We start from the raw sequence: 1,435 nt of genomic DNA on the forward strand, positions 1-1,435 counted from the left end.
AAATCGACGCCAACTCGAATACTCTTCATGGTGGACTCCTCTTTACCGTTGACTGGTGGTCGGAACTACCAGTCTGGCACCTAGATGCCGCTTAGGTGAGGAGGGGTCCATCCCATTGCTTACATCCGATTTCAGGCGGCTAGCGGTACGATATGGTCTAGCACTTCCGCTAAGTTTTCTCGCGCTACGGCGGTGTCGTAATCGACCTGCAAGCCAGTCCAGAAGTTATCGTTCATCCCAAAATAACGGGACAGCCTCAAACCGGTATCGACAGTTACAGAACGCTCACCTCTGAGGATTTCTCCAATCCGTTGCTGAGGTACGCCAATAGCGTGAGCCAGCTTATAGGCCGTGATATCCATAGGTAGCAAAAATTCTTCACGCAGAATTTCGCCAGGAGTCGGATAAGGAATTTCGCGTGTCATAGTCGTCACTCCTTAGTGATAGTCGACAATCTCTACTTCGAACGCAGACCCATTGTCGAAGCTGAAACAAATGCGGAATTGGTCGTTAATTCGGATGCTGTACGTACCAACCCGGTCCCCGTGCAATTTCTCCAATCGATTATTTGGAGGAATGCGCAATTCATCCACTCGCACGACACGATTTAACATTGCCAACTTCCGCATGGCGACGGTCTCGATATTCGCAAATCTGGCAACTCGCCGTCCTTGGAAAAGAGCCTCGGTGTCAGAGCACTTGAACGTTTGGATCATGAAAGAATACTAACGCATTGCGTTACTAACGGCAAGCGTGCATATCGCAATGGTAGACTAATTTGGGACCGAAGGGGGACGAGGCAAGCATGACATTCGCGGGGCGTGCGCAATGGGTGGCACGGGTCCACCATTACTGCTTGCGCGACAAAGTGAAGCGCGGCGGGCCGGAAGGGACTATATAGCGTGGCCTTTGTTGGGGCTGAGTGCCGAGGATTTGGAGCGATTAAAGGAAACGGTGTTGGCGAGGCTGGCTGGGTAGCTTGGATGGCAAGTCATGGCGGTACTACAACAGAGACACGCACGATTCAAAATTTCTCAGGGGGTTTTCATGACTTCAGAAAATAGAATTACTAAAGAAATGATTAAAGAATGCATACACAATGCTAAGCCAAATCCAAATATTGAAGATATTTCAACAGAAAGCCTGCCTACCAATAGTAATAACTGATGTTACGCAGTAGCTGCGAGAAGCAGCTGTAACTGATCATAAGCCGCGCGGGAGGCGTTGATCAGTAACTTGCGGCAAAGTGCGAATGGGTTCTTCTGCGTCTTGATGCTCAGGCATTCAAGTTTGAAGGCTGCGCAAATCGTCATGAACACATGGTTGCTTTGGGTGCGAACTGTACGCGTAGGCGACTTGGCCAGACTGGCATTGGACTTGAGTGACTTGTGAAAGACCTCCACGGCCCACCGTTTTTTATAGGTCGTGGTGATCG

At 49.8% G+C, this 1,435-nt stretch carries 3 protein-coding genes and 1 pseudogene; 1 reads left to right on the top strand and 3 read right to left on the bottom strand.

Annotated features, from left to right (window positions below):
* Positions 1-131: 131 nt before the first annotated feature.
* The gene (locus CSQ89_RS21490) at positions 132-425 is read right to left on the bottom strand and encodes a HigA family addiction module antitoxin (RefSeq protein WP_099407985.1); all 294 of its coding nucleotides are present in this window, start codon (positions 423-425) and stop codon (positions 132-134) included.
* A 12-nt stretch (positions 426-437) separates the two neighbouring features.
* Positions 438-716, bottom strand: a complete 279-nt coding sequence (locus CSQ89_RS21495; RefSeq protein ID WP_099407986.1) for a type II toxin-antitoxin system RelE/ParE family toxin — start codon at positions 714-716, stop codon at positions 438-440.
* A gap of 277 nt (positions 717-993) precedes the next feature.
* Between CSQ89_RS21495 and CSQ89_RS22745 the strand changes: the two genes are divergently transcribed.
* Entirely contained in the window at positions 994-1,167 is a 174-nt protein-coding gene (locus CSQ89_RS22745) for a hypothetical protein (RefSeq protein ID WP_158229091.1), read from the top strand.
* Between the two features lie 2 nt (positions 1,168-1,169).
* On the opposite strand, the pseudogene CSQ89_RS21500 reads toward CSQ89_RS22745, so the two are convergent.
* Positions 1,170-1,435, bottom strand: a pseudogene (locus tag CSQ89_RS21500) (IS701 family transposase); the annotation flags it as partial.

It is taken from the genome of Chitinimonas sp. BJB300, from assembly GCF_002735695.1.
Taxonomy (GTDB): Bacteria; Pseudomonadota; Gammaproteobacteria; order Burkholderiales; family Chitinimonadaceae; genus Chitinimonas.

Excerpts from the sequence above, each read along its gene's own strand:
- CSQ89_RS21495 (WP_099407986.1), bottom strand. The coding sequence starts at position 716 with ATGATCCAAACGTTCAAGTGCTCTGACACCGAGGCTCTTTTCCAAGGA.
- CSQ89_RS21490 (WP_099407985.1), bottom strand. The coding sequence starts at position 425 with ATGACACGCGAAATTCCTTATCCGACTCCTGGCGAAATTCTGCGTGAA.
- CSQ89_RS22745 (WP_158229091.1), top strand. The coding sequence starts at position 994 with ATGGCGGTACTACAACAGAGACACGCACGATTCAAAATTTCTCAGGGG.